This is a genomic window from Pseudomonas sp. B21-015 (assembly GCF_024749285.1).
In the GTDB taxonomy this organism is placed as follows: Bacteria; Pseudomonadota; Gammaproteobacteria; order Pseudomonadales; family Pseudomonadaceae; genus Aquipseudomonas.
Genome location: NZ_CP087196.1, coordinates 1870869 through 1896027 on the forward strand (window position 1 = coordinate 1870869; position 25159 = coordinate 1896027).

Consider the following 25159-nt stretch of genomic DNA (forward strand, 5'->3'; position numbering starts at 1 on the left):
CAGCCCTTTTATGCTCGTAGATTCCCATTGCCACCTTGACCGCCTCGACCTCACCGCCCACGACGGCTCCCTGGATGCCGCGCTCGATGCGGCTCGCGAGCGTGGGGTAGGGCACTTTCTGTGCATTGGCGTCAGCGTCGAGAACGCCGCCGACGTCAAAGCCCTGGCCGAACGTTATGACGATGTCGATTGTTCGGTCGGTGTGCATCCACTCGATGTACAGCCGGGTGCCGCTCCGGCGCTGGACTGGCTGTTGCGCGAACTCAATCATCCGCGGGTGGTGGCGATCGGTGAAACCGGCCTGGATTACCACTACGAGCCAGAAGCGGCAGAGTTGCAGCAGGAATCGTTCCGTCTGCACCTGCAAGCGGCCGGGCAGACCGGAAAACCGGTGATCATCCATACCCGTGGCGCCCGGGCCGACACCCTTCAACTGTTACGCGAGGCGGCACTGCCTCAGGCGGGGGTGCTGCATTGCTTCACCGAAGACTGGGAGATGGCCAAGGCTGCGCTGGACATGGGGTATTACATTTCCTTGTCCGGTATTGTCACTTTTCGCAATGCCGATGCCCTGCGTGATGTGGCCAGCAGGGTGCCAGCTGACCGGTTGCTGGTAGAAACCGACTCACCTTACCTGGCGCCGATCCCTCATCGCGGCAAACCGAACCTGCCGCAATACGTGCGTGAGGTAGCGGAATTTCTGGCAATGTTGCGAGGAGAGTCCTACGAGCGATTTGCCGAGCAGACTACCGAGAATTTCAAGCGGTTATTTCCGTTGGCGCATGTCAGGACATCGGCGTAACGTTGGGAAAGATCGCAGCCTGCGGCAGCTCCTACGGGCTTTGGTCCTTGAATCGCAGGCAAAAAAAACCCGGGTTCTGGGGGGTGAATCCGGGTTAAGACCATTAGGAGTAAAACGAAAGGTACGCGGTCCTTTGGTACCTTCATCGGCGCGACACTTGGGGGAGATGTCTCGCCGACAGTTGAAGTATTGATCAGTATCGCGCCGAGTCCAGTTTAGCTGGTCGGGTTTTTAAACAAATTTGGAATACGGGCGCTTCGGTTGAGTTCTCATCAATCGGCGAGGCTGCGCGAATTCATCAAGAAACACATATATGGTCGGATGATCCGTGCATTTTTGCGCAAGTTAGGCATAATACGCGGCTTCGAATTTTGACCCCTACAGACCTTTTCTTATGCATAAAGAACCTCGTAAGGTCCGTGAGTTTCGTCGCCGCGAGCAAGAAATTCTCGATACCGCGCTCAAGCTGTTCCTCGAACAAGGTGAAGACAGTGTCACCGTCGAGATGATTGCTGATGCCGTAGGTATCGGCAAAGGCACGATCTACAAGCACTTCAAATCCAAGGCGGAGATCTATCTGCGCCTGATGCTCGATTACGAGCGCGATTTGAACGAGCTGTTGCATTCCGCCGATGTCGATAAGGACAAGGAAGCCCTGTCCCGGGCCTACTTCGAATTTCGCATGCGCGATCCGCAACGCTATCGGTTGTTCGATCGCCTGGAAGAGAAGGTGGTCAAGGGCAATCAGGTGCCGGAGATGGTCGAGGAACTGCACAAGATCCGCGCCTCGAACTTTGAACGCCTGACCCTGCTGATCAAGGGCCGGATCAGCGAAGGCAAGCTCGAAGACGTGCCGCCTTATTTCCATTACTGCGCGGCCTGGGCGCTGGTACACGGCGCCGTGGCGCTGTACCACTCGCCGTTCTGGAGCAATGTGCTGGAAGATCAGGAAGGTTTCTTCCAGTTCCTGATGGACATCGGCGTGCGCATGGGCAACAAGCGCAAACGCGATACCGACACGCCAAGCAGCTGAACCATTCAGTTGCCTTATTGCGCCATGATTTAGCTACATGGCGCAGTACCGCAGGAATATACTCAGGCATAGGGCTTGCTAAAACTTGATTTGTGAGTCAAGTTTTGCGCGTTCGAATCTTCTTTCGCCGGAGTGATCCATGATCGTTGACCGTCAAGGCAGGCGTTTTCGCAATTTGCGGATCAGTCTGACCTCCGCCTGCAACTACGCTTGTACCTACTGCGTGCCCAACGGCAAGCGGCTGGTGGCTGCGCAGGATGAGTTGTCGGCCGAGGCGATGGCACGCGGCGTGGCCTATCTGATCGAAGCGGCGGGGATCGAGCGCTTGCGCATAACCGGTGGCGAGCCACTGGTCAGCCCCAAACTCGAAGCCTTCATGACCGCTGTCGGGCAAATGGGCCTGGCGGACATCAGCTTGACCACCAATGGCCAGTTGTTGGCGAAGAAGCTGCCGCTGCTGGTGGATGCCGGTATTCGGCGCATCAACGTTTCCCTCGATACCCTGGATGCCGGTGCTTTCCGCAGCATTGCGCGGGGCGGTGATCTGGCGACCGTCCTCGACGGTATGGACCAGGCTGCGGCGGCCGGCATGAAGATCAAAGTCAATATGGTGCCGCTGCGTGGGCAGAACCTCGATCAGGTGATGCCGTTGCTCGACTATTGCCTGGAGCGCGGTTACGAGTTGCGCTTCATCGAGTTGATGCGCATGGGCCACCTAGCCAGCGATTCCAACGCTTTCCTGCAACAGTTCGTCAGCCTTCAGCAGTTGCTGAGCCTGATCGGCGAGCGCTACGAGTACCTTCAGGCCGATGCGCCGGTCGATGCCACGGCAGTGCGTTACGAGATTCCGGGGCTGGGCCACTTCGGCGTGATTGCCAACGAAAGCGTTCCGTTCTGTCGCACCTGCTCGCGTCTACGCTTGTCGTCCACTGGCTGGCTGCATGGCTGCCTTTCGTCGAGCAATCGCCACTACGTCGGCGACCTGTTGGACAAGCCCCGTCATCAGGCATTGCCGGCGTTGCAGCGACTGCTGGTCAAAGCGCTGGGGGACAAGCAGGAAGTGGCGTTTTCCGGTGGCGCGACTGTCATGAAGATTATTGGCGGCTGATCGGGCCCTGTGGTGAGGGGAGCTTGCTGTGGCGAGGGAGCTTGCTCCCGCTGGGGCGCGAAGCGGCCCTGAAATTATCAAGCGCATCGTATTCCTTGGAACTTACGACTGCTACGCAGCCGAGCGGGAGCAAGCTCCCTCGCCACAGGTCTGTATTCTCAGCCTGAAAATGCACATGGTCTGAGCTGGCGCGGAAGCTGCATCCAATGGCCATTCGCCGGTTTTCCGTCACCGGCTTCTGGAGGGTAGGATGCGTAGCCTGGTTTTGCTGCTGGCCGTTTTGGCGCTTGGTGGCTGCATGAATGTCAGCGATATGGCCGAAGAGACTCGCTACCACATGAGCGACGTGGGGCTGCTGGACCACAGCGACAGCCGTCGCGTGAATAACTTCCGCATTCAGCCCGACTCGTTCATCTACATCGCTCAGGGTTCTTTTGCACCGCCGGGCAGTGCCTACCCGCGACCTAACGTGGTGGCCGAAGAAGCCTTCAACGGCTTTATCGAATATTTCCCGATGGTTCGCCGCGCCCGCGTGCCGGAAGGCCTCGACGCTGCCATGGGTGAAGCCCGTGCCGCCGGTGCTCACTATCTGCTCTATACGCGTTTTGCCAAGGCCGACGACCGCATCGGCAACTCGGACGATTTGATAGACCAGGAGCGCGCGGATCGCTTCGGAATCGACAGTGGCGTAATTCAGATCATGTTAATCGAGACCAGCACCCAGTATTTGATCGATACTGCACGTATCAAGAGTCGTGGCGGTTTACTGACGTTCTACGACAACAGGCCAGAAGACCTGCTGGGCCCCCCGCTGGAGCAATACGCTCGTAGTCTGTTGGGGCTCCGCGACCAGTAATTCAAAGGAGAACGCCATGAGTGGCCCGCAAAAAGCCAACGACTTGTTGGGGCAAATCCCCAAAACCAAAGGCTTGCCGCCGGTCCACTTATGGAACCCCGACTTCTGCGGCGACATCGACATGCGCATCGCCCGCGACGGCACCTGGTATTACCTGGGCACGCCGATCGGGCGCAAGCCGATGGTCAAGCTGTTCTCCACCATCATTCGCCGTGACGGCGATGATTACTTTCTGATTACCCCGGTCGAAAAGGTGGGCATCAAGGTCGACGACGCGCCGTTCGTGGCGATTGCCGTGGAGGTTGAAGGCGAGGGCGAGGCCCAGGTCTTGCGCTTTACCACCAACGTCGACGAAACGGCCGATGCCGGCGCTGAGCACCCCATGCGGGTAGTGATCGATCCGGTGACTCAGGAGCCCGCGCCGTACGTGCATGTACGCACCAACCTTGAAGCATTGATTCACCGTAATGTGTTCTACCAACTGGTGGAGCTGGCGGTGACCCGTGAGATCGACGGGCAAAGTTGGCTGGGCGTGTGGAGCGGTGGCGAATTCTTCCCTATCGGGCTTGAGCCGTAACACGTTGTGCTTCTGTGCTGTGAAAAACGGCCCGTTATTTCAACGGGCCGTTTTTTATGGGCTTACAAACCCTTGCTCTTGAGCCGGGCGGCATGTTCAAGGTAGAGCCTGACCGGGCTCACGTTCCAACTGTTGATCCCGGCCATCTGATTGACTGCGTCAAAGTGGTCCATCGGGTAATCCGAGCGAATCACTTTCCCCAGGTGCGAGCTGTAGCGGCCAACCAGCCCATCGTTGGCGTGCTTCTCTTTATAAAATAACTGCGACAGCACTTTACAGTTCAAATGGGTCGGATCGAGGAGTTGCAGGCTTTGAAAGTTCTGCACGATCCCGCTCCAGGAGTAGTAATACACGCCGTTTTCAATTTCGTTGCCTTCACCACCCCAAACCTTCGGCACCCCTTGCGGGTACTTGCGGTTGAAGGCGGCCAAGCCTGCGCTGGTCAGCGATTCGAAAGCCGCTTGAGGATCCACGGGATTTTCCGGGTGGCCGCTGATCAACGAAATGAAGGTGCCAACGGCGCTTAGCAGGGCCAGTACAAACGCTTCGGGCAACTCTCCGGGTGTCAGCGCTTTGTGCAGTTGGTCGGCAATCTCGGAGCCGTGGTTGGGGCAACTGACCGAGGTGACCGACGCGACCTTTTCCGGGTGCAGGGCGGCTACGTAGCGTGCAGCCAGGGGACCTTGGCTATGGCCGATCAGATTGACCTTGGCGGCTCCCGTTTCCAGCAAAATGCGGTTGACGTGTTCGAGCAGTTTTTCACCGCGTTCCTCATTCCCGTTGACGGTTGGAATATTGACGGCAAACACCTGAGCGCCGGCGCGTTCCAGGACTTCCTCGATTTCGAAGAAGTAGGGATAACCGGCGATTTTATCGAAGCCGAAAAGACCGTGAACCAACACAATGGGGTACTGCGTAGACGCATCCATGTCCATGTTCATACCTGTCGATAGTGGATTTGAAGGGGAAACAGATTGCTGACGGCCTGATCTGTTGCGGCTAACCGTAGTTTACAAAGTGGATGGGCTCAAAGCTTCGAGCAGGATTCGGACGAACAGCCCTGTTCGTATTGGCAGGGCCTGCTAAAAATCCAATTGACACTCAATCGTATGATGATTAGCGTGGACATCCATCGCGAACGGCTTTGTGCCGTGTCGTTTTTTATCACCGTTCGACGAGGTACCCATGTCCAGCAGTTTCCATGCGTCGACGGTTGATTGGCTGGGGTGCTGGATTGCCGCTGGCCAGGTGAAGCCCGGCGAAACCATCAAGGTTGAAGCCGACCTGGGCGAGCAGCTCGGGGTCAGCCGTACGGTTATCCGTGAAGCCATCAAAACCCTGGTGGCCAAAGGCATGCTCGAAGTCGGGCCGAAGGTCGGCACACGGGTGTTGCCGGTGCGGCGCTGGAACCTTTTCGACCCGCAAGTCGTTGGCTGGCTGTCGCGTAGCGGATTGCCGGAAAATTTTGTCGACGACCTGCTCGACCTGCGTCGCACCATCGAACCCATGGCAGTGCGCTGGGCCTGCGAACGTGCGACGGTCGAGCAGGTTCAGGCCGTACTCCAGGCCTACAACGCGCTGGAACGAGCCGTGGACAGCGGCATCGATTACAACCGCGCCGACCAGTTCTTCCACGAATGCATCCTTGCCGCCAGCCACAATCAATTCATCGAACAAATGGTCCCGGCCCTCGGCGCACTGCTGGCAGTGTCTTTCGAAGTCTCTGCCGCCGACCCGGATGAACTGCGTCGAACGTTGCCGATTCACAAAGACATGGCCAACGCCATCGCCGCCCGGGATGCCGCGCGGGGTGTGTGGGCTTGCATGACTCTGATCGATAACGCGGACCTGGCCATCAAGCGCTTCTACCCCCAAGTCATGGCCGACAAGAAGGCCAGCTAACAATAAAGAACCCCTTGTGGGAGCGAGCCTGCTCGCGAAAGCGGTGGTTCAGTCGACATCTATGCCGAATGTGGCTCAGTCATCGCGAGCAGGCTCGCTCCCACACAAAGCAAAAAGGAGGCTTCATGACGTGGACAGCGGTTACCGGACACCGTGCGCAACTCGGCGAAGGCCCGTTCTGGGATGCACCGACCCAGGCGCTGTATTGGGTAGACATCGCGGGTAAACAAGCGCTGAGGCTGATCGGCGCCAATGTGGAAATCTGGCAGATGCCGGAGCACGTGTCCGCGTTCATCCCCTGCGAAAGCGGCGATGCCCTGGTGACATTGAGCAGCGGGGTTTATCGGTTGGACCTGGATTCCCCTGGCCTGGAACCTCGGTTGACCTTGCTCTGCGTGGCCGATCCGCAACCCGGCAATCGCGCCAACGAAGCCCGCTGTGATGCCCAGGGCCAGCTCTGGCTGGGCACCATGCAAAACAACATCGGTGAACAGGGCGAGGATCTACCCATCGTGCGCCGCTCCGGTGGCCTGTTTCGCATCGACCGCGATGCCCGGGTCACGCCGCTGCTTCGAGGGTTGGGCATCCCTAATACATTGCTGTGGAGCGACGACGGCACAACCCTGTATTTCGCCGACAGTCTCGACAGCACGCTTTACCGGCATTTCATCCATACCGACGGCAACCTCGACACCGCCTATGTCTGGTTTGGCCCCCATGAACGTGGCGGCCCCGACGGTTCGGCGATGGATGCCGAGGGCTATATATGGAACGCCCGCTGGGATGGCAGTTGTCTGCTCAGGTTGAGCCCGGACGGGCATGTTGATCGGGTGATCGAACTGCCGGTCAGCCGTCCCACCAGTTGCGTGTTCGGTGGCGAAGACTTCAAAACCCTGTACATCACCAGTGCTGCGAGCCCGCTCAACCACCCGCTGGATGGCGCGTTGTTGTCGGTTCGAGTCGATGTGCCTGGAAAACGCTGTCAGCGATTTGCCGGTTAAATCCCTAAATATGGGATGTAAAATTATATATTGAGATTGTTCGGCGGCCGGGTTTATAGTCGGCTCCATCAGTTACACGCACTCACACTTAAAAAAACAAAACAGGTGAAGTGATGCAGCGATATTCCACCGCACTCCCTTACGGAGTCAGCGCTTCAGGCCGCCTCGACGCCCGGGCGTTTTCACGTCTGCCTGCCTATTCTCAAAAGCCTTTTGACCGGACATCGACAGATGTCCGGTTTTCGTCGTGCCTTCGAACAGGAGTGTTGATCCATGGCTGAACCTCTTTCCTTGCCACCGGTACCCGAACCGCCCAAGGGTGAGCGCCTGAAAAACAAGGTCGTGCTGCTGACCGGCGCGGCTCAGGGTATTGGCGAAGCGATTGTCGCGACCTTCGCCTCCCAGCAGGCCAGGCTGATCATCAGCGATATCCAGGCCGAAAAAGTCGAAAAAGTCGCGGCGCATTGGCGCGAACAAGGTGCGGATGTCGTGGCGATCAAGGCCGACGTCTCGCGCCAGCAAGACCTGCACGCCATGGCCAAACTGGCCATTGAGCTTCATGGCCGGATCGACGTGCTGGTCAACTGCGCCGGGGTCAATGTGTTCCGCGATCCGCTGCAAATGACCGAGGAAGACTGGCGTCGCTGCTTCGCCATCGACCTGGACGGCGCCTGGTATGGCTGCAAAGCTGTGCTGCCGCAAATGATCGAGCAGGGCATCGGCAGCATCATCAACATCGCCTCGACCCATTCCACCCACATTATTCCAGGTTGCTTCCCTTATCCGGTGGCCAAGCATGGCTTGCTCGGGCTGACCCGTGCCTTGGGCATCGAATACGCACCCAAGGGCATTCGCGTTAACGCCATCGCGCCGGGCTACATCGAAACCCAACTGAACGTCGATTACTGGAACGGTTTTGCCGACCCCCACGCCGAACGTCAGCGCGCCTTCGACCTGCATCCACCACGACGCATCGGCCAGCCGATTGAAGTGGCGATGACGGCTGTGTTTCTGGCCAGCGATGAAGCACCGTTCATCAACGCCTCGTGCATCACCATCGATGGTGGGCGTTCGGTGATGTACCACGACTGAATAACGCGGGTTTCAGGCGCGAAACTACGTCTGAAATCCAATCATCATACGATATGACTATTGGCTGCATGCTTCGACCGCTGTATTGGCTTTCAAATAACGCTCAAAAAAAAATAACAAGGAGTCAGCTTATGAAACGTCGTCGTGGGATCCGTTCCCTGTGCTGTGCCGCTTTGGCGGTCACCGCGGTCAGCCTGAGCAGCACGTTACTGGCGGCCGAGGAAGTGAAGATCGGTTTTCTGGTCAAGCAAGCCGAAGAGCCCTGGTTCCAGACCGAATGGGCCTTCGCCGAAAAGGCCGGCAAAGACAAGGGCTTCACCGTCATCAAGATCGCCGTGCCTGACGGCGAGAAAACCCTTTCGGCCATCGACAGCCTGGCGGCCAACGGCGCCAAGGGCTTCGTGATCTGCCCGCCGGACGTATCCCTGGGGCCTGCGATCATGGCCAAGGCCAAGCTCAATGGTTTGAAAGTGATCGCCGTCGATGACCGCTTTGTCGATGCCGGCGGCAAGTTCATGGAAGATGTGCCGTACCTCGGCATGGCGGCCTTCGAAGTCGGCCAGAAGCAGGGCGCCGCCATGGCTGCCGAAGCGAAAAAACGCGGCTGGGACTGGAAAGAAACCTATGCGGTGATCAACACCTTCAACGAACTCGACACCGGCAAGAAACGCACCGACGGTTCGGTTAAAGCCCTGGAAGATGCCGGGATGCCGAAAGACCACATCCTGTTCTCGGCCCTCAAAACCCTCGACGTACCGGGCAGCATGGACGCCACCAACTCGGCGCTGGTGAAACTGCCGGGCGCGGCGAAAAACCTGATCATCGGCGGCATGAACGACAACACCGTGCTGGGTGGCGTGCGCGCCACCGAAAGCGCCGGTTTTGCCGCCGCCAACGTGATTGGCATCGGCATCAACGGCACCGATGCCATCGGCGAATTGAAAAAAGCCAACAGCGGCTTCTTCGGCTCGATGCTGCCGAGCCCGCACATCGAGGGTTACAACACCGCCAGCATGATGCATGAGTGGGTCACCACCGGCAAAGAACCGCCTAAATACACCGCCATGGACGACGTGACACTGATCACGCGTGACAACTTCAAGCAGGAACTGGAAAAGATCGGCCTGTGGAATTGAGGGTCGGTTGATTTCATCGGCGGCCCTGGCAACGGGGCTGCCTGATCGGTGTGAAGAGGTGGGTTATGCACGCACAAGTACAGACACACGGACACAGCGTTGGCGGCAGCTTGCGCTTCAACGGGATCGGCAAAACCTTTCCCGGGGTGAAGGCGCTGGACGGCATCAGCTTCGTCGCCCATCCGGGGCAGGTTCACGCCTTGATGGGTGAGAACGGCGCCGGTAAATCGACGTTGCTGAAAATCCTTGGCGGTGCTTACACGCCGAGCAGTGGTGACCTGCGGATCGGCGAGCAGACGAGGGTCTTCAAGTCCACTGCCGACAGCATTGGCAGCGGGGTCGCGGTGATTCATCAGGAGCTGCACCTGGTGCCGGAAATGACCGTGGCCGAGAACCTGTTTCTCGGCCATTTGCCGGCGAGTTTCGGCCTGATCAATCGCGGCGCTTTGCGTCAGCAAGCGCTGGCCTGCCTCAAAGGTCTGGCCGATGAAATCGATCCGCAAGAGAAGGTCGGGCGCTTGTCCCTCGGCCAGCGGCAACTGGTGGAAATCGCCAAGGCACTGTCCCGTGGCGCGCATGTGATCGCGTTCGACGAACCCACCAGCAGCCTGTCGGCGCGGGAGATCGATCGCTTGATGGCGATCATCGGTCGCCTGCGGGACGAAGGCAAAGTGGTGCTTTACGTCTCTCATCGCATGGAAGAAGTGTTCCGCATCTGCAACGCGGTGACGGTATTCAAGGACGGCCGCTTCGTGCGCACCTTCGAGGACATGAGCGCGCTGAGCCATGACCAGTTGGTGACGTGCATGGTCGGTCGCGACATTCAGGACATCTACGATTACCGCAGTCGTCCCCGTGGCGCGGTGGCGCTCAAGGTCGACGGTTTACTGGGGCCGGGCTTGCGTGAGCCGGTGAGTTTCGAGGTGCACAAGGGTGAAGTCCTCGGGCTGTTTGGCCTGGTCGGGGCCGGGCGCACCGAGCTGTTCCGGATGCTCAGCGGGCTTACGCGCAACACGGCGGGGCGCCTGGAACTGCGCGGTCATGAACTGAAATTGCACTCACCACGAGATGCCATCGCGGCGGGGATTCTGCTGTGCCCCGAGGACCGCAAGAAGGAGGGCATCCTGCCGCTCGCCAGCGTCGCCGAGAACATCAATATCAGCGCACGCGGCGCTCATTCCACCTTCGGTTGCCTGTTACGTGGGTTGTGGGAAAAGGGCAACGCCGACAAGCAGATCAAGGCGCTGAAGGTGAAGACGCCCAACGCGGCGCAGAAAATCATGTACCTGTCTGGTGGCAATCAGCAGAAGGCGATTCTCGGTCGCTGGCTGTCGATGCCGATGAAAGTCCTGCTGCTCGACGAGCCGACCCGGGGCATCGACATCGGCGCAAAAGCGGAGATCTACCAGATCATCCATAACCTGGCCGCCAGCGGCATCGCGGTGATTGTGGTGTCCAGCGACCTGATGGAAGTCATGGGCATTTCCGACCGCATCCTGGTGCTTTGCGAAGGCGTCATGCGCGGCGAACTGACCCGCGAACAAGCCAATGAATCCAACCTGCTGCAATTGGCGTTGCCACGCCAACGCGCTGCCGACGTGGCGAACTGAGAGGTGACTATGACCATCCAAAACAACGCTCTGCCAACCCCGCGCAAACCTCTGGACTTGCGGCGCTTTCTCGATGATTGGGTGATGCTGCTGGCGGCCATCGGGATCTTCGTGCTCTGCACCTTGCTGATCGATAACTTCCTTTCGCCGCTGAACATGCGTGGCCTGGGCCTGGCGATTTCCACCACCGGGATTGCCGCGTGCACCATGTTGTATTGCCTGGCGTCCGGGCATTTCGACTTGTCGGTGGGCTCGGTGATTGCTTGCGCCGGCGTGGTCGCGGCGGTGGTGATGCGTGACACCGACAGCGTGTTCCTTGGCGTGAGCGCGGCGCTGGTGATGGGGCTGATTGTCGGGCTGATCAACGGGATCGTGATCGCCAAGCTACGGGTCAATGCGTTGATCACCACGCTGGCGACGATGCAGATCGTTCGTGGCCTGGCTTACATTTTTGCTAACGGCAAAGCGGTGGGCGTGTCCCAGGAGCAGTTTTTCGTGTTCGGTAACGGCCAGTTGTTTGGGGTGCCGGTGCCGATTCTGATCACCATCGTCTGCTTCCTGTTTTTCGGTTGGTTGCTGAATTACACCACCTACGGGCGCAACACCATGGCCATCGGCGGCAACCAGGAAGCGGCGTTGCTGGCCGGGGTCAATGTTGACCGGACCAAGATCATCATCTTCGCCGTGCACGGTGTGATCGGTGCGTTGGCCGGGGTGATTCTGGCGTCGCGGATGACGTCCGGTCAGCCGATGATTGGCCAGGGTTTCGAGCTGACGGTGATCTCCGCTTGCGTGCTGGGTGGGGTGTCGCTGAGCGGCGGGATCGGGATGATTCGGCATGTGATTGCCGGGGTGCTGATTCTGGCGATCATCGAGAATGCGATGAACCTGAAGAACATCGATACGTTTTATCAGTACGTGATTCGCGGTTCGATCCTGTTGCTGGCGGTGGTGATCGACCGATTGAAACAACGCTGACTTACCCTTGTGGGAGCGAGCAAGCCCGCTCCCACAGTTGGTCTGTGTCGTCCTCGAGCTGTGTGTACGTGGAATCGAATGTGGCGATCCGACGATTGACCGCGCAGCGGTCGATGTTGAGCCCGCATCCTTCACCCACTTTCACAAAATATTCCTTGCTCGCCCCAACCCGTTTCAGCTATGACGGTACACCCGAGGTGTACATGATTAGACCGCTACGAATTGACAAGAAACAACAGGTGAGCGACGAGCTCATCCGGCGCATCGAAAGCGGCCTCATGGAGGACGGTATTCTATTGCCGGGCGAACATCGATTGGCTCAAGCCTTCAAGGTCAGCCACGGCACATTGCGTGAAGCGCTGGTCGAACTGAAACGACGCCACAACCTCGCCACGCAAAGCGCGGTGGGCTCCATCGTCACTTACGACGGGGTGGTGCTCGATCAACGCAACGGCTGGGGCAAGGCACTGGCCGACAGCGGGGCGTTGATCAACACTGAAGTGCTGCGGCTGGAGGCAGTGTCCCGTCCTGACCTGCTACCACGTTTGGGCATCGATCAGTTCATCACCCTCGACCGTCGCCGCCGCGGCACCGATGGCACGCTGGTGTCCCTTGAACGCTCATTGATGCCTGCCACCGGAGGCTTGGAAGGCCTGCCGCGAGTCGGTCTGATCGATGACTCCCTGACCATCACGTTGGCCGCCTACGGTTACATTGGCGACCACGGGGATCAATGGATCGGTGCCGAACCCTTGAATGCCGAAGATGCCAAGTTGCTCGGGCGCCCGGAGGGCACGGTGTTCCTCAAGGCCCTGCGCACCACTTACGACCGTCAGAACCGCTTCATGGAACAAGTCGAAAGCCTGCTCGATCCGGTGCATTTTCGTCTGCACCTGCAAATTGGAACTGCAAAATGATCGCGCTCGACCATGCCCTCGGCGCGTTTTACGGACTGGCCCTGGGTGATGCGTTGGGCATGCCGACACAATCCCTGAGCCGCGCCGAGATCAAGGCGCGCTTTGGCGAAATCACGGAGCTGCACGACGCAGGCCCCGATCAACCGATCGCCGCGAACATGCCCAAAGGCTCGATCACTGACGATACCGAACAGGCGATCCTGATCGGCCAGTTGTTGATTGACGGCGAGGGCCGGATCGAACCGACGGTGCTTGCCCAACGATTGATCGAATGGGAAGCCGGGATGCGGGCCAAGGGTTCGCAGGATTTACTCGGCCCCTCGACCAAGCGCGCGATCGAGATGATCCTCGCCGGCTACTCGCCAGAGGAGGCGGGACGCTACGGCACCACCAATGGCGCGGCAATGCGCATCACGCCGGTGGGGATTGCCGCCGATGTGACCGATCCCGAGCGTTTCATCCGCGCCGTGGTGCTAGCCTGTCAGGTCACCCACAACACCTCGCTGGGAATTTCCAGCGCGGCGGCGGTGGCGGCGGTGGTTTCTGCCGGGATCAACGGCATGGACCTGGGGGAGGCGTTGAACCTCGGCCAGCAGATTGCGCAGCAAGCCGAAGGTCATGGCCACTGGGTTGCCGGCGGGCGTATTGCCTCGCGCATCCGTTGGGCGCGCAGCATCAGCATCGACAGCGACAAGGCGTTGCTGGCGGACTTGCTCTACGATGTGATCGGCACTTCGGTGGCCTCACAGGAATCGGTGGTGGTGTCGTTTGCGCTGGCTCAGCAAGTAGCCATTGATGAGATGAGTGCCTTCGAAGCGTTGTGCATGGCGGCCAGTCTGGGCGGAGATACCGACACCATCGCGGCGATTCTCGGCGCCATGCTCGGCGCTTGTCTGGGGCTTGAGAGTTGGCCTGTGGCGATGATCGAGCAGGTTAAAGCGGTAAATGATTTGCAGCTGGAACCGTTGGTGCAGGGGCTGTTGGCTCTGCGTTGACTGGACTGGCGTCTTCGCGGGCAAGCCCGCTCCCACAGGGATAGTACAAACCTTGAGATGCACGCCGTACCTGTGGGAGCGGGCTTGCCCGCGATGGACGCATCACATACTTGAATTTTTCACTCGCAATGGAGCGCACAAACATGGCCAGGATCGCCGGAAAGTTATATCGACTTCCGAATTGCCCACAACTACAACAATGGCAACAGGAGCAGTTTTCATGAGTTCATCGAAAGCCGGGCAAAGTGCCGGGCAACTGGAAACCCGTGGCATCGAACCGGTGCCGGAAGGCGAGTGCAACGGTCATCCGCTGCAACTGTTCTGGGTCTGGTTCGCGGCGAACATTTCCATCCTCGGCCTGCCGTTGGGCGCCACGCTGGTGGCCTTCCGCGGCCTGGCGATCTGGCAGGCGATCATCGTCGCCATCCTCGGTGCCGCCGGTTCTTTCGCGGTGGTGGGGATCATCTCCATTGCCGGTCGTCGTGGTCGCGCACCGAGCCTGACGCTGTCGCGGGCGATCTTCGGTGTGCGCGGCAATATCGGCCCGACGCTGGTCTCGCTGATGTCGCGTCTGGGTTGGGAAACCGTTAACACCACCACCGCCGCATTCGTCTTGCTGTCGCTGTGCTCGATTTTGTTCGGCTCGCCGGTGGAAGCCAAAAGCGCGCCGCTGCTGACCTTGGTGTTCATCGCGATGTTCGTGCTGCTGACGTTGTCGGTGTCCGGCCTCGGTCACGCCACGTTGCTGGTGATCCAGAAATGGGCGACCTACGTGTTCGGTGCACTGAATATCCTGGTGGGCGGTTTCCTTTGCGCGACCATCGACTGGAGCGCCGTGTTCAACGCCACGCCAGCGCCCTTGAGCGCGATGATCATTGGCATCGGTACCATGGCCGCCGGCACCGGGATCGGTTGGGCCAACGCCGGTGCGGACATGTCGCGCTACCAGCACCGCAGTGTCAAAGCCGTGCGTCTGGTGGCGTCGGCGGCCTTCGGGGCGGGGATTCCGCTGGTGCTGCTGATCACCCTCGGCGGCCTGCTGTCAGTGGGCAACAATGATCTGGCCTCGGCCACTGACCCGATAGTCGCGATCCGCGACATGCTGCCAACCTGGATGGCCGTGCCGTACCTGATCACCGCGTTCGGCGGGCTGCTGCTGTCGAACAACCTGTCGGTGTACTCCGCCGGTTTGACCACCTTGACCCTCGGCCTGAAGGTCAAACGCGTGTATGCGGTGGTGGTCGATATCATTGCGATCTTTGCTGGTTCCATCTACTTCATGCTGATCGCCGAGAGCTTTTACGGCCCGTTTATCACCTTCATTTCCTTGCTGGCGGTGCCGATCACGGCGTGGGTCGGGATCTTCGTGGTCGACCTGATCCATCGTCATTACTACAGCCCCAAAGACCTGCTGGACGTCAGCCCGGGTAGCGCCTACTGGTATCGCGGTGGCGTCGAGTGGCGCGCGTTTGGTGCATGGGCGGTGGCGATTGTGCTGGGGTTCAGTTTCACCACCATTGGCACCACCGAACAGGATGTCTGGTTCCGGGGCTTTCTGTCCGACTCCTGGCTGGGGCACAACGGCCTGGGCTGGATCGTGACGTTCGTGGTGGCCGGTGGCATTTACCGGGTACTCGGCGGCGCCAGGGACCGCCGCGCCGCGTTGTTCGAGCCGGCTCATGCCTAAACTATTGCACACCGGCCAGGTCATCATCGACCTGGTCATGGCCGTGGATGAACTGCCTCATTCGGGTGGCGACGTGCTGGCGCAATCGGCCCGTTTCGAGGCCGGCGGCGGCTTCAATGTAATGGCTGCGGCCCAGCGAAATGGCTTGCCGGTGGTCTACCTCGGGCGCCATGGCAAGGGCCGTTTCGGCGACCTGGCCCGGGAGGCGATGAAGGCTGAAGGGATTCGGATTGGCCTCGATCAGAGCACCGAGCGCGACACCGGAGTGTGCGTCGCGCTGACCGAAGCCTCGGCCGAGCGCACGTTCATTTCCTACATCGGTGCCGAAGGCGAATTGACCGCTGAAGACCTGGCGAGTGTGCCGGCCGAGGCGGGTGACTTTGTCTATGTCAGCGGCTATAGCCTGCTGCAGGGCGGCAAGGCGCAGGTGCTGGTGGATTGGGTGGTGGCTTTGCCGGACGGGACCAAGGTGGTGTTCGATCCGGGCCCGCTGGTGGATTCGCCGGACGCGCCGCTGATGAAGGCGTTGTTGCCACGCATCGATCTGTGGACCAGCAACCGTGTCGAGGCGCTGCGGTTTACCGGGGCGAAGGATATCGACGAGGCATTGAATCGGCTGGCGGATCATCTGCCGACCGAGGTGTTGACGGTGGTACGCGATGGGCCGCAAGGGTGCTGGATCAGCCAGCGCGGCGATCACCAGCATGTGCCGGGATTCAAGGTCGTGGCGGTGGACAGCAACGGCGCAGGGGATGCTCACGCGGGAGTTTTTGTCACCGGGTTGGCGCACGGATTATCGGCAGTCGAAGCGGCTTTGCGGGCGAATGCGGCTGCGGCGTTGGCGGTCACTCGCTGGGGGCCGGCGACTTCGCCGGGGACGGCTGAGGTGGATGCGTTGATTCGCGAGACCTATGGCGCCTGATTGACCGCTATCGCGAGCAGGCTTGCTCCCACATTGGATATCTATGTCAGCCGACAATATCTCGGCCAACAGCGATCAACTGTGGGAGCGAGCCTGCTCGCGAAGGGGCCCTCAAACTCACCCTCAAATCCGGACGCTTATCCGGCCTTGCGCAACGCCTCGATCAACGCCTGCTTGCGCATGCTCGAGCGCCCCGGAATCTTCTTCGCCCGGGCTTCTTTCATCAGGCTGTCCACCGTCTGCGTCTCGCGCGAAGCCTTGCTGTTGCGCGGCTTGCCTTCACGGGTGGCCACCGCACGACGGGCTGATTCCTTGCGATCTGCAGACTTGGCGCTGGCCGGCTTCTTGCGCCCGGAACCGCCGGCGCGTTCACCGCCACCCGACTGCTTGTTCACCGTGGCCCAGGCGCGAGCTTCGGCTTCATCTTTGGACACGCCTTTGTGCTCGTAGCTCTCTTCGATGTGTTCGGCTTTGCGTTTTTGCTCGGCGGTGTATTTGTCTTTGCTTCCACGAGGCATGGGATTTCTCCTTGCTTCAGGTGTGTATCCGTAGGCGCTGGCGAAGGCTTGGGTCGCGTTCGGACGATCTTTTGATCTTCGAATCCAAAGATCGCAGCCTGCGGCAGCTCCTACACGGTCAGACGTCCAGCTTGCGCGCCGCCTCAACCCCTGCGGCGCTGAGTTTGATCGGCAGGTTCAGCGAGTGCTCGCCGGTTTCGTTGCAGATCACATGACCGTGCTGGATCAGCCCGCGCTCCTGCAGCGTGGCGAGGGTGCTGGCCACGACTTTCTCCCCCCGGTAATTGTCCAGAACCTCCTTGCCCAAGCCACTTGGGTGGGCGTGCAGCAGGCGGGTCAGGACTTCTTTCTCCAGGTTTTTATCGACGTTCATGGTTACCTCTTGGTTGGGATGGACGGGTATTGCACCAGGCTCGCATCGGCGAGCCCTTACCCGATATTGGTCCATCCCCGACCTGGATTGGTGCCTGAGGAACGACGAGCGGTGCCGTTCTGGCTGATCAGTCGACGCCTATTTCTTCTTTGAACTGCTCCATGAACCCCTTCAGACGCTGATGGCGAATCTGCGCCAGACGCTGGCCGGCGGTTGTCTGGAACCCGTCCGCCAGGTGCAGCAGCTTGGTCTGGAAATGATCCAGGCAAAAGCGTTTGTCGTCGTAGTCCCGTTCTTTTGCCTCTGGGTCCAAAGGGTCGTACAACGCACTGCCCATGCGCCCGGCGATGTAGAAGGTACGCGCCACACCGAGCATGCCAAGGGAGTCGAGGCGGTCGGCGTCCTGGATGATTTTCGCTTCGAGGGTGATGGGCGTGATGTTGGCGCTAAAGCTATGGGCTTCGATGGCATGGACGACCGCTGTGATTTTTGCGCCAGGCCAATCCATTGCCATCAGCACTGTCGACGCTTTCTGCGCCGCCAGCCGTGAAGCCTGGGAGCGCCGCGGCGAGTTCTTTTCCACCGCCACGCAATCGTGCAACAGCACGGCTGCCAGCAGCACCTCAAGATCACCACCTGCTTCGGCGTGAAGCGTGCGCACGTTGTGCCACACCCGCTGCAAGTGCGACAGATCATGAGCGCCGTCCTCGCCTGGTTCCAGCGCATGAGGCAGCAGTTCAGAAGCCAGATGGTGCAGAGGCGCGAAAGCAGTGGTGGTCATAAAAGTCCCTTAGTGTAGAAACGCTTTTGTGGCGAGGGAGCTTGCTCCCGCTGGGCTGCGCAGCAGCCCCGACTCCAGACGCCACGGTATTTCAGTTACAACAGCGTCGCCAGTTTTTACGACTGCTTTGCAGCCGAACGGGAGCAAGCTCCCTCGCCACATTGCTTTCAAATGTGACGAGCGCCGCGTGCGGACTTAGTATGGCGTTTTCAACTTTTGACAAGGCACGTCCATGACGATCGACATCCGCCCGGCGACCCCCAGCGATGCTCCGCAAATCCTCGCGTTCATCACTGAACTGGCCGACTTCGAACGTGCCCGTCACGAAGTCATCGCCAGCGTCGCCGACATCGAGCGCAGCCTGTTCAGCGAAGGCGCCACCGCCCATGGCCTGATCTGCCTGCGCGATGGCTTGCCGATCGGCTTTGCAGTGTTCTTCTTCAGCTATTCCACCTGGCTGGGCAGCAATTGCCTGTACCTCGAAGACCTCTATATCACCCCGGAGCAACGAGGCGGCGGGGCCGGTAAAACTTTACTGCGCCACCTGGCAAAAATCGCCTGCGCCAATGACTGCGGCCGTTTCGAATGGAGTGTGCTGGACTGGAACAAACCGGCGATCGAATTCTACAAATCCCTCGGCGCACAGCCACAGGAAGAGTGGGTGCGGTATCGGATGGATGGGGTGGTGTTGCGCGAGTTTGCCGAGGGACGTTGATCGCTGCTGGCAATCTGATACGAATCTGTTGTTCGCACCGCTCTAGTCCGGCATTCTGTGCGCCCTTTGCGCGCTCACGGACGACACCTGCAATGCCTTTGGCACTCTTTCTCCACGCCCGTGGAGCCTTCGCTGCGTCAATGAGTGGCCGGCGATGAGCGGACTTCGGGCGACTATGCGTTTGTATGGCCTGGTGAAAAACCTCGGCTCCACGGACGATCTCCATCGCCAATCGGTGGATATCCTTTGCACCCTCGACCGCGCGGGCGGTAAGGCGATCCGGGCGTTCGTTTCGCGTCTGGACGCCGAGTTGATGACGCGCGGTCGCGGTCTTGAGGAGTATCGCGTCGTACCGCTTCGCACGTTCGATCCGAATCCTTTTATCCAGGAGCATCAGGGCTGGCTGAAGCTGCATGTCTGCTGTGGCTTCGTTGTCCCGGCGGATCAATCGCTATTGAATGACGGCATGCTGTCGCCCATGGGTTGGTACGTCTATTCCGACATCGGCCAATGGACCGCAAAGCATTACATCGATTTCGGCCCGCAGATGGCCAGCCTGCTGCAAACGTCCTATGACCGGATCGGTCTGCGCGACTACAACGCCGTGCTCAACGACCTCGACAGCGCCTCGGATGCAGATCTGAAATGGCAAGTCGCCGAAGCCTGGCAAACCCTTCACACCGCTTCATCCCCCGACAGCCATGAGGATTGCCATGCGCTGTTCGACCCGGTCGATAACCGCTGGTGCTTAGTCGAGACCGACGTCGATATCTATCAGCCTCACCCTGAACCTCAGAAGCAAGGAGCTTTGAGTTGAGTGGAAAACCTGCTGCGCGCATCACCGACCCGACGGCGTGCCCGTTGCCAGGCCATGGCACCAACCCGATCGCATCCGGTTCCCCGGACGTGTTCTTCGACGGCCTCGGCGCTGCGCGCATGACGGACAAATCCGCCTGTGGCAGCCCGATCACCGGCGCCGTCTCTGGCACGGTATTTATCAATGGCCTCAACGCCGCAATGCTCGACAGTACGGGCGGTCACGGCAACGTGGTGGTTGGCGGCTCTGGAACCGTGATTATTGGTCAGAGTGGCGGAGGGGCGGCGTTTAGTGGGTTGTTGCCGATGCCGGTGCATTTTACGGACAGGTTGCAGGTGGTTAACGAGGCGACCGGAGAGCCTGTTCCCTATCACCCCTACACCATTCAGCGTGGTGACGGCAGCGAAGAGCATGGCATCACCGATGCGTCGGGGTTTACCCATACCGTCAGTTCTCATTTGGCTGAAACCATTAAATTGTTTGTGGAGTAATCAGGTATGGCTGATGAAGGCGCGACAGTAGAAGCACCCTTGGCGAAAAGAGAGGTGAAAACGCGTACGCTGACATGTAAGACGGATCAGTCCGTCAAGCAGGTTTCTGTTTCTCTACGAAATTTTGTTGTGTTTTTTATAGGTGGTGCTGGGGATCAGGAGAGCTACTATCTGAGTGGGCCGAATAATAATGTGGATGATGTGCGTGAGATATTTATAAGAGATGCAAAGCAGCTAGAATTTCCGAAAGGAAAGTTTGAGTCTTGGCCTCTTGGTTATAATGATTTTATTACTGACAAAGATTTATCAGAGCATGTGCTGAAAAAAATACCTGATTGCTCTACAGCGGTATATATCATCGGTCATAGTCTTGGGGGGTGGAATGGCGCGCACCTGTCCAGTGTTCTGACCGATAAAGGCTACAAGGTAAGAATGTTGATAACCATTGACCCGGTTGGTGAAGGTAAGGTTGTTTGGAGTATTTCGAATATATATAGATTGCAACCTAAGCCGAAAGCTGAGTACTGGGTTAATATTCGAGCTGCTGCTGCACCTGAAAAGCGCAATTTGTCTGACAGGGTCGCAGATTTTGGCGGGCAGTGGGAAGTTGTCGAAGGGCCGGATGTGATGGGGCGGGTTGACGTAAATCACGCCGATGCACATATCATGTACATTCGGCCATTGAATAATGGAAAAACAGCTCGGCAAATACTGAATGAGTCAATTTTGAACTATTTTAAGGAATAACATTTGATATTTCGATGCGTTTTATTGGTCGCTATTGCCTTGTGCGCTTCGTGTTCTCTGAATCACGGGAAGCCGATAGCGACGCTGATATATTCCGATGTTGAGGAGTTAAGAGATGCTGGGATATATCAGGTGCGCTTTACTTCGGATGTTGCGATTCTTGATCTATTCAAGTCCAGCATCGGTCAAGGATTGATCTGCGCAGTTGATGATGATCTCGATTTTGCCGTGGCTCATCAGATAAAACGTTCTGGCTATGGTCTGGTGGAACGCATTGAAGATGACTCGGTGTACAAATACAAGGCCGATGTTATTTTCAGGGAGTCAACTGGAGAAAAAGGCGCAGAGATTTTTCCGGAGGGCGAGGTGTTGAGTCGTTGGTTAACTAATCGAAGCTACATTTCCTGTGTGTTTCGGGTTCATACTACAACCTATAAGACTTATTTTTCAAATGTTATGCGTGTTCCAACAGGCGATTTGGTGCGAGCTATCGATAAAAAATAAAATCCAGCGCTTGGTGAGGCCTCTTGTCAGGAAACAAAGAGCCTCGGGACTTTTCATGTCTACTCCGTCGCTTTCCAATCACCGCTTAGCAAACCATCTAGAGCCTGCCTCACGGTTGGTGACACTGGACCCCGCTGGTAATGGAGCGATGGTGGGAGCTATTTCAAACATTTATCCAGAAAAACCAAAGCTAAAGCAGGGTTGGAAGAAGGGCCTAATGTGAATAGTAAAATGGATGTAAATCATGAAGAGACGGATGTTGTGTTTACGACGGTTTTGGCGGATGAGAAGTCTGCTCTTGCGTACGTGATTCAATCTATTAATAAACATTTCAGAGGTTGATGTGAATATCCCGAAATTTTTTTTGCTTGTCACTGTTTTTGTTTTGGGTGGGTGTTCCTTCAATCAAGATAAAGCCCTTGCTAATCTTGATTTCTCAAGAATAGCAAGGGTGCGCGATACACCTGTCTATAATCTATATTTTTCAGCAGATATCGATATTCTCGGTTCATACAAGTCGCGTGTTGGTGAAAAATTAATGTGTGCCTTGGCAGATGATGTCGATTTCAATCTGGATCATCGGATGAAGTATTTCGCTCAGGGTGCCGTTGCTCGGGATAAAACTCAACCAGGATTTAAGTTTGTCTCACAGATTATTTTTAATGAGTCTATTTCCGCTGGTGCTAGCGAGAGGGCTTTGGGGGTACCGGAATTGAAAGGTCTCCTGTCGAATAAAGAGTATGTGGCTTGTCGGTTTCTGGTTAGCGCAACGATGACGAATACCTATTTTTCGAATGTGATGTACGTCCCGGTTGTAAGAATAAAACAAGCCGTGGATGGTAAATGAGTCTGATGTCAAAGCATTTATTGTTTTGTAGTTGGATTTGCCATTGGCTAGTGTTGTTTTGTCGTTTTTTTTTATTTTTTGGGCGAAAAATGAAAAAGTTTCTGTTGGTTTTTGCGTTTTTTATGTGCTCGTCGTGCATGCATTTGGACGTGCCTGCACCACGAATCGAATTTGCATCAATTGAGTATGATTCAGGGCTCTATAACCTGCGCTTTAGGTCCGACAGAGATCTGGTTAATTTGTATAAGGCACATGGCATAAGCGCGCAGGTAGGGACTTGGCTGAACTGCTCTCTGGATGGGGACGTTGATTTTTCTATCCTGCATCATATTCAACTGTCAGGGCGTGCCGTTGTCGACGAAGTGCGCATTGTTGAGGGGGATCGTCGTTATGAATTCAACAGCAAATTGATGTTTGAAGAAGATGAAGATAAGGGGAGTAGTTCTCGGCCTATCCGCAAAGAAGTGTTGCTGTCGTTATTGAAAAAACAGGAATATATTCCGTGCAAGGCAACAGTTACCGCGTTTTTGTACAAGGCGTATTACTCCAAGGTTATGTACATTCCAACGTCACGGATTATTGTCGAAGTTGAGAAAGAGATTACGGCTCCTGAGTATGTGATTTTACCACCAGAAGATCGACAACTGTCATGGTTGCAATTTGAACAGATCTGCATCAACGAGACGCGCTACTACGCGGGCGAGATCATCGTTCATGGGGGAGTGTGCAGCGGTTTGCCCTACAGTGGGCTGTTGAGTTCATTCGCGCCGTTGAAAGGTAAATTTCGCATTGTGGACATCAAAACCATGCAGCCTAAAGCGAACGTCGGTTACACCATCAAGCGCGCCGATGGACGCGAAGAAGGCGGTTTAAGTGATGCTCGGGGCGAAACGCACATGTTCGGTGCGGAGCATTATGAAACCTTCAAGCTTTTTGTGTCTGAAGAGGGGGTTGGAGGTATTCCAATATAAAAGCGTTATAATCCCAAAATATGGGAAGCAAAATTACATATTGAGATCTTCCCTCTGGGAGGCCTATAGTCCAGCTCACTCACTGCCAAAAAACAAAACAGGTGAAGCGATGCTGGCGCAATTGATCGCGCTCGATTGGGGGACAACCTCATTACGTGCTTACAAACTCGGTTTCGGTGGCCAGGTGCTGGAACAGCGTGCGCTCTCGTCCGGGATCATGCAGCTGCCCAAGACGCCGCGAATCATCGCTGGCCAGGAATGTGCCGACGGTTTTGAATTGGCCTTCGATGAGGCGTGCGGTGACTGGCTCGACGCACAGCCTGATTTGCCGGTGATTGCTTGCGGCATGGTCGGCAGTGCTCAGGGCTGGCGCGAAGCGGCCTACTGCGACACGCCGGCGAACGTCGCCAATCTCGGAACTTCCCTACAAACCGTTCGCAGCCTTCGCGGTGTCGATGTGCACATCGTGCCGGGCGTGATTCAGCGTTCGCGCTTGCCGAACGTGATGCGTGGCGAGGAAACCCAGGTCCTCGGTGTGTTGCAGAATCTGCCGAGCGGGGCGGGCAACGATCTGTTGATCGGCTTGCCGGGCAGCCATTCGAAATGGGTGGAAGTGGCCGATGGCTGCATCGTGCATTTCGATACTTTCATGACCGGCGAAGTCTTCGCCGTGCTCAGCGAACACAGCATTCTCGGGCGCACTCAGCAGCGCGGTGCATCTTTTGATGGCGAAGCGTTTGACCGTGGCGTGCAAGTGGCGCTGTCGGCGGACGGCGAGATCGGGCCGCTGTCGACGCTGTTCAGTGCCCGCAGTCTGGGGCTGACCGGCGAACTGAGTTGCGCCGCGCAACCGGACTATCTGTCCGGCCTGTTGATCGGTCATGAACTGTCGGCCCTGGCCAATGTTCAGCGGCACCGGCACAACAGCGTGCACCTGCCTTCGATCATCCTCATCGGCAACGCCCAACTCTGCACCCGCTACAGCCGGGCACTCGAAGCCTGTGGTTTTGCCCGGGTGGCCCTGGCCGAACAGGCCACCGAGCGCGGGTTGTGGCAGTTGGCGGTCGCCGCCGGACTGATCACTGCAAACCCATCCCGTTAAACCTGACTGGAGGTCTGACATGTTCAAGCAAGCACTGGCACAAAACGGTCTGATCGCGATCCTGCGTGGCCTGCGCCCGCAAGAGGCGGCAGCCGTCGGCGAAGTCCTGTACTCGGCCGGATTTCGCGTCATCGAAGTGCCGCTTAATTCCCCCGAACCGTACGAGAGCATCCGCATCCTGCGCCGTACGTTACCCGCCGATTGCCTGATCGGTGCGGGCACGGTGTTGACGCCGGAACAGGTCGAGCAAGTGAAAGTGGCGGGCGGCCAAGTGATCGTCATGCCTCACAGCGATGCCAAGGTGTTGCGCGCGGCGAAGGCCGCCGGGCTGTTCCTGTCGCCGGGCGTGGCGACGCCGACCGAAGCCTTTGCGGCGCTCGCCGAAGGGGCGGATGTGCTGAAGATGTTCCCGGCCGAACAGATGGGCCCAGCCGTTGTGAAAGCCTGGTTGGCGGTATTGCCGGCGGGGACGGTGCTGGTGCCGGTGGGCGGGATTACGCCGGACAACATGCAGGTGTTTGTCGAGGCCGGCGTCAAAGGTTTCGGCCTCGGTTCCGGGTTGTTCAAACCGGGTATGACGGCTGACGAAGTAGCGGTGTGCGCCAAGGCGTATGTCGCTGCATGGAACGCTCTGCGTTAAGACTTTTTGGCGCCGAGCGCGCTACATCTATAAGAGA

General features: G+C 57.9%; 28 protein-coding genes. 24 read left to right on the forward strand and 4 right to left on the reverse strand.

Annotated elements, in window-relative coordinates:
* Positions 1-10 precede the first annotated feature (10 nt).
* From LOY38_RS08520 to LOY38_RS08540, 5 genes are all read left to right on the forward strand, one after another.
* Positions 11-802 (forward strand): TatD family hydrolase, encoded by a 792-nt coding sequence (locus LOY38_RS08520; RefSeq protein WP_258699627.1) that lies wholly within the window; start codon positions 11-13, stop codon positions 800-802.
* 394 nt (positions 803-1196) lie between these two features.
* Positions 1197-1835, forward strand: coding sequence for a TetR/AcrR family transcriptional regulator (locus tag LOY38_RS08525; RefSeq protein ID WP_007942012.1), 639 nt, complete (start codon positions 1197-1199; stop codon positions 1833-1835).
* A 139-nt stretch (positions 1836-1974) separates the two neighbouring features.
* Positions 1975-2943: a GTP 3',8-cyclase MoaA gene (locus tag LOY38_RS08530; protein WP_258699628.1), complete on the forward strand. Its 969-nt coding sequence runs from the start codon at positions 1975-1977 to the stop codon at positions 2941-2943.
* Between the two features lie 250 nt (positions 2944-3193).
* Positions 3194-3799, forward strand: a complete 606-nt coding sequence (locus LOY38_RS08535; RefSeq protein ID WP_258699629.1) for a DUF4823 domain-containing protein — start codon at positions 3194-3196, stop codon at positions 3797-3799.
* A gap of 16 nt (positions 3800-3815) precedes the next feature.
* Entirely contained in the window at positions 3816-4376 is a 561-nt protein-coding gene (locus LOY38_RS08540; protein ID WP_223487302.1) for a DUF1285 domain-containing protein, read from the forward strand.
* 62 nt (positions 4377-4438) lie between these two features.
* On the opposite strand, the gene LOY38_RS08545 is transcribed toward LOY38_RS08540, so the two are convergent.
* Entirely contained in the window at positions 4439-5311 is an 873-nt protein-coding gene (locus tag LOY38_RS08545; RefSeq protein ID WP_258699630.1) for a triacylglycerol lipase, read from the reverse strand.
* A 250-nt stretch (positions 5312-5561) separates the two neighbouring features.
* Here LOY38_RS08545 and LOY38_RS08550 point away from each other — a divergent pair, with 250 nt between their 5' ends.
* The 10 genes from LOY38_RS08550 to LOY38_RS08595 all read left to right on the forward strand — a co-directional run bounded on the left by LOY38_RS08550 (position 5562) and on the right by LOY38_RS08595 (position 16616).
* Positions 5562-6278 carry a FadR/GntR family transcriptional regulator gene (locus LOY38_RS08550; RefSeq protein ID WP_258699631.1) on the forward strand — a complete coding sequence of 239 codons (717 nt, stop codon included), beginning with the start codon at positions 5562-5564 and terminating at the stop codon, positions 6276-6278.
* A 125-nt stretch (positions 6279-6403) separates the two neighbouring features.
* Positions 6404-7279 carry an SMP-30/gluconolactonase/LRE family protein gene (locus LOY38_RS08555; RefSeq protein ID WP_258699632.1) on the forward strand — a complete coding sequence of 292 codons (876 nt, stop codon included), beginning with the start codon at positions 6404-6406 and terminating at the stop codon, positions 7277-7279.
* Positions 7280-7552: 273 nt separating this feature from the next.
* Positions 7553-8371 carry an SDR family oxidoreductase gene (locus LOY38_RS08560; protein WP_258699633.1) on the forward strand — a complete coding sequence of 273 codons (819 nt, stop codon included), beginning with the start codon at positions 7553-7555 and terminating at the stop codon, positions 8369-8371.
* A 131-nt stretch (positions 8372-8502) separates the two neighbouring features.
* Complete coding sequence (locus LOY38_RS08565) at positions 8503-9507, forward strand: substrate-binding domain-containing protein (protein WP_258699634.1); 1005 nt, start codon at positions 8503-8505, stop codon at positions 9505-9507.
* A 65-nt stretch (positions 9508-9572) separates the two neighbouring features.
* Positions 9573-11117 (forward strand): L-arabinose ABC transporter ATP-binding protein AraG, encoded by a 1545-nt coding sequence (gene araG / locus LOY38_RS08570; RefSeq protein ID WP_258699635.1) that lies wholly within the window; start codon positions 9573-9575, stop codon positions 11115-11117.
* Positions 11118-11126: 9 nt separating this feature from the next.
* Complete coding sequence (araH, locus tag LOY38_RS08575) at positions 11127-12095, forward strand: L-arabinose ABC transporter permease AraH (RefSeq protein WP_258699636.1); 969 nt, start codon at positions 11127-11129, stop codon at positions 12093-12095.
* Between the two features lie 203 nt (positions 12096-12298).
* Positions 12299-13012, forward strand: a complete 714-nt coding sequence (locus LOY38_RS08580) for a GntR family transcriptional regulator (RefSeq protein ID WP_258699637.1) — start codon at positions 12299-12301, stop codon at positions 13010-13012.
* On the forward strand, positions 13009-14007 hold the full coding sequence (locus tag LOY38_RS08585; protein WP_258699638.1) for an ADP-ribosylglycohydrolase family protein: 999 nt from the start codon (positions 13009-13011) through the stop codon (positions 14005-14007). The genes LOY38_RS08580 and LOY38_RS08585 overlap by 4 nt, the downstream gene beginning before the upstream one ends.
* Before the next feature lie 220 nt (positions 14008-14227).
* Positions 14228-15694 (forward strand): cytosine permease, encoded by a 1467-nt coding sequence (locus tag LOY38_RS08590; RefSeq protein ID WP_258699639.1) that lies wholly within the window; start codon positions 14228-14230, stop codon positions 15692-15694.
* On the forward strand, positions 15687-16616 hold the full coding sequence (locus tag LOY38_RS08595; RefSeq protein WP_258699640.1) for a PfkB family carbohydrate kinase: 930 nt from the start codon (positions 15687-15689) through the stop codon (positions 16614-16616). Before LOY38_RS08590 ends, LOY38_RS08595 begins: the two co-directional genes overlap by 8 nt.
* A 137-nt stretch (positions 16617-16753) precedes the next feature.
* On the opposite strand, the gene LOY38_RS08600 is transcribed toward LOY38_RS08595, so the two are convergent.
* From LOY38_RS08600 to LOY38_RS08610, 3 genes are all read right to left on the reverse strand, one after another.
* Entirely contained in the window at positions 16754-17134 is a 381-nt protein-coding gene (locus LOY38_RS08600) for a Rho termination factor N-terminal domain-containing protein (RefSeq protein ID WP_258699641.1), read from the reverse strand.
* Positions 17135-17252: 118 nt separating this feature from the next.
* Complete coding sequence (locus LOY38_RS08605; RefSeq protein WP_258699642.1) at positions 17253-17507, reverse strand: hypothetical protein; 255 nt, start codon at positions 17505-17507, stop codon at positions 17253-17255.
* Between the two features lie 127 nt (positions 17508-17634).
* A complete protein-coding gene (locus LOY38_RS08610; RefSeq protein WP_258699643.1) occupies positions 17635-18288 on the reverse strand; it encodes an HD domain-containing protein in 654 nt (217 codons plus the stop codon).
* Positions 18289-18520: 232 nt separating this feature from the next.
* Here LOY38_RS08610 and LOY38_RS08615 point away from each other — a divergent pair, with 232 nt between their 5' ends.
* The 9 genes from LOY38_RS08615 to LOY38_RS08655 all read left to right on the forward strand — a co-directional run bounded on the left by LOY38_RS08615 (position 18521) and on the right by LOY38_RS08655 (position 25122).
* Positions 18521-19003, forward strand: a complete 483-nt coding sequence (locus tag LOY38_RS08615; RefSeq protein WP_258699644.1) for a GNAT family N-acetyltransferase — start codon at positions 18521-18523, stop codon at positions 19001-19003.
* 154 nt (positions 19004-19157) lie between these two features.
* Positions 19158-19820: a hypothetical protein gene (locus tag LOY38_RS08620; RefSeq protein ID WP_258699645.1), complete on the forward strand. Its 663-nt coding sequence runs from the start codon at positions 19158-19160 to the stop codon at positions 19818-19820.
* Positions 19817-20311, forward strand: a complete 495-nt coding sequence (locus LOY38_RS08625) for a PAAR domain-containing protein (RefSeq protein ID WP_258699646.1) — start codon at positions 19817-19819, stop codon at positions 20309-20311. The genes LOY38_RS08620 and LOY38_RS08625 overlap by 4 nt, the downstream gene beginning before the upstream one ends.
* A 6-nt stretch (positions 20312-20317) precedes the next feature.
* Positions 20318-21058 (forward strand): alpha/beta hydrolase, encoded by a 741-nt coding sequence (locus tag LOY38_RS08630; protein ID WP_258699647.1) that lies wholly within the window; start codon positions 20318-20320, stop codon positions 21056-21058.
* Positions 21059-21190: 132 nt separating this feature from the next.
* Complete coding sequence (locus tag LOY38_RS08635) at positions 21191-21562, forward strand: hypothetical protein (protein ID WP_258699648.1); 372 nt, start codon at positions 21191-21193, stop codon at positions 21560-21562.
* 343 nt (positions 21563-21905) lie between these two features.
* Positions 21906-22409 (forward strand): hypothetical protein, encoded by a 504-nt coding sequence (locus tag LOY38_RS08640; protein WP_258699649.1) that lies wholly within the window; start codon positions 21906-21908, stop codon positions 22407-22409.
* 89 nt (positions 22410-22498) lie between these two features.
* Entirely contained in the window at positions 22499-23380 is an 882-nt protein-coding gene (locus LOY38_RS08645) for a hypothetical protein (RefSeq protein ID WP_258699650.1), read from the forward strand.
* A gap of 109 nt (positions 23381-23489) precedes the next feature.
* Positions 23490-24482 carry a 2-dehydro-3-deoxygalactonokinase gene (locus tag LOY38_RS08650; RefSeq protein WP_258699651.1) on the forward strand — a complete coding sequence of 331 codons (993 nt, stop codon included), beginning with the start codon at positions 23490-23492 and terminating at the stop codon, positions 24480-24482.
* A gap of 19 nt (positions 24483-24501) precedes the next feature.
* Positions 24502-25122, forward strand: coding sequence for a 2-dehydro-3-deoxy-6-phosphogalactonate aldolase (locus tag LOY38_RS08655; protein WP_258699652.1), 621 nt, complete (start codon positions 24502-24504; stop codon positions 25120-25122).
* Positions 25123-25159 lie beyond the last annotated feature (37 nt).

Coding starts and splice junctions, on each gene's coding strand:
- LOY38_RS08520 (WP_258699627.1), top strand. CDS start 11: ATGCTCGTAGATTCCCATTGCCACCTTGACCGCCTCGACCTCACCGCC.
- LOY38_RS08525 (WP_007942012.1), top strand. CDS start 1,197: ATGCATAAAGAACCTCGTAAGGTCCGTGAGTTTCGTCGCCGCGAGCAA.
- LOY38_RS08530 (WP_258699628.1), top strand. CDS start 1,975: ATGATCGTTGACCGTCAAGGCAGGCGTTTTCGCAATTTGCGGATCAGT.
- LOY38_RS08535 (WP_258699629.1), top strand. CDS start 3,194: ATGCGTAGCCTGGTTTTGCTGCTGGCCGTTTTGGCGCTTGGTGGCTGC.
- LOY38_RS08540 (WP_223487302.1), top strand. CDS start 3,816: ATGAGTGGCCCGCAAAAAGCCAACGACTTGTTGGGGCAAATCCCCAAA.
- LOY38_RS08545 (WP_258699630.1), bottom strand. CDS start 5,311: ATGGACATGGATGCGTCTACGCAGTACCCCATTGTGTTGGTTCACGGT.
- LOY38_RS08550 (WP_258699631.1), top strand. CDS start 5,562: ATGTCCAGCAGTTTCCATGCGTCGACGGTTGATTGGCTGGGGTGCTGG.
- LOY38_RS08555 (WP_258699632.1), top strand. CDS start 6,404: ATGACGTGGACAGCGGTTACCGGACACCGTGCGCAACTCGGCGAAGGC.
- LOY38_RS08560 (WP_258699633.1), top strand. CDS start 7,553: ATGGCTGAACCTCTTTCCTTGCCACCGGTACCCGAACCGCCCAAGGGT.
- LOY38_RS08565 (WP_258699634.1), top strand. CDS start 8,503: ATGAAACGTCGTCGTGGGATCCGTTCCCTGTGCTGTGCCGCTTTGGCG.
- araG (WP_258699635.1), top strand. CDS start 9,573: ATGCACGCACAAGTACAGACACACGGACACAGCGTTGGCGGCAGCTTG.
- araH (WP_258699636.1), top strand. CDS start 11,127: ATGACCATCCAAAACAACGCTCTGCCAACCCCGCGCAAACCTCTGGAC.
- LOY38_RS08580 (WP_258699637.1), top strand. CDS start 12,299: ATGATTAGACCGCTACGAATTGACAAGAAACAACAGGTGAGCGACGAG.
- LOY38_RS08585 (WP_258699638.1), top strand. CDS start 13,009: ATGATCGCGCTCGACCATGCCCTCGGCGCGTTTTACGGACTGGCCCTG.
- LOY38_RS08590 (WP_258699639.1), top strand. CDS start 14,228: ATGAGTTCATCGAAAGCCGGGCAAAGTGCCGGGCAACTGGAAACCCGT.
- LOY38_RS08595 (WP_258699640.1), top strand. CDS start 15,687: ATGCCTAAACTATTGCACACCGGCCAGGTCATCATCGACCTGGTCATG.
- LOY38_RS08600 (WP_258699641.1), bottom strand. CDS start 17,134: ATGCCTCGTGGAAGCAAAGACAAATACACCGCCGAGCAAAAACGCAAA.
- LOY38_RS08605 (WP_258699642.1), bottom strand. CDS start 17,507: ATGAACGTCGATAAAAACCTGGAGAAAGAAGTCCTGACCCGCCTGCTG.
- LOY38_RS08610 (WP_258699643.1), bottom strand. CDS start 18,288: ATGACCACCACTGCTTTCGCGCCTCTGCACCATCTGGCTTCTGAACTG.
- LOY38_RS08615 (WP_258699644.1), top strand. CDS start 18,521: ATGACGATCGACATCCGCCCGGCGACCCCCAGCGATGCTCCGCAAATC.
- LOY38_RS08620 (WP_258699645.1), top strand. CDS start 19,158: ATGAGCGGACTTCGGGCGACTATGCGTTTGTATGGCCTGGTGAAAAAC.
- LOY38_RS08630 (WP_258699647.1), top strand. CDS start 20,318: ATGGCTGATGAAGGCGCGACAGTAGAAGCACCCTTGGCGAAAAGAGAG.
- LOY38_RS08645 (WP_258699650.1), top strand. CDS start 22,499: ATGAAAAAGTTTCTGTTGGTTTTTGCGTTTTTTATGTGCTCGTCGTGC.
- LOY38_RS08650 (WP_258699651.1), top strand. CDS start 23,490: ATGCTGGCGCAATTGATCGCGCTCGATTGGGGGACAACCTCATTACGT.
- LOY38_RS08655 (WP_258699652.1), top strand. CDS start 24,502: ATGTTCAAGCAAGCACTGGCACAAAACGGTCTGATCGCGATCCTGCGT.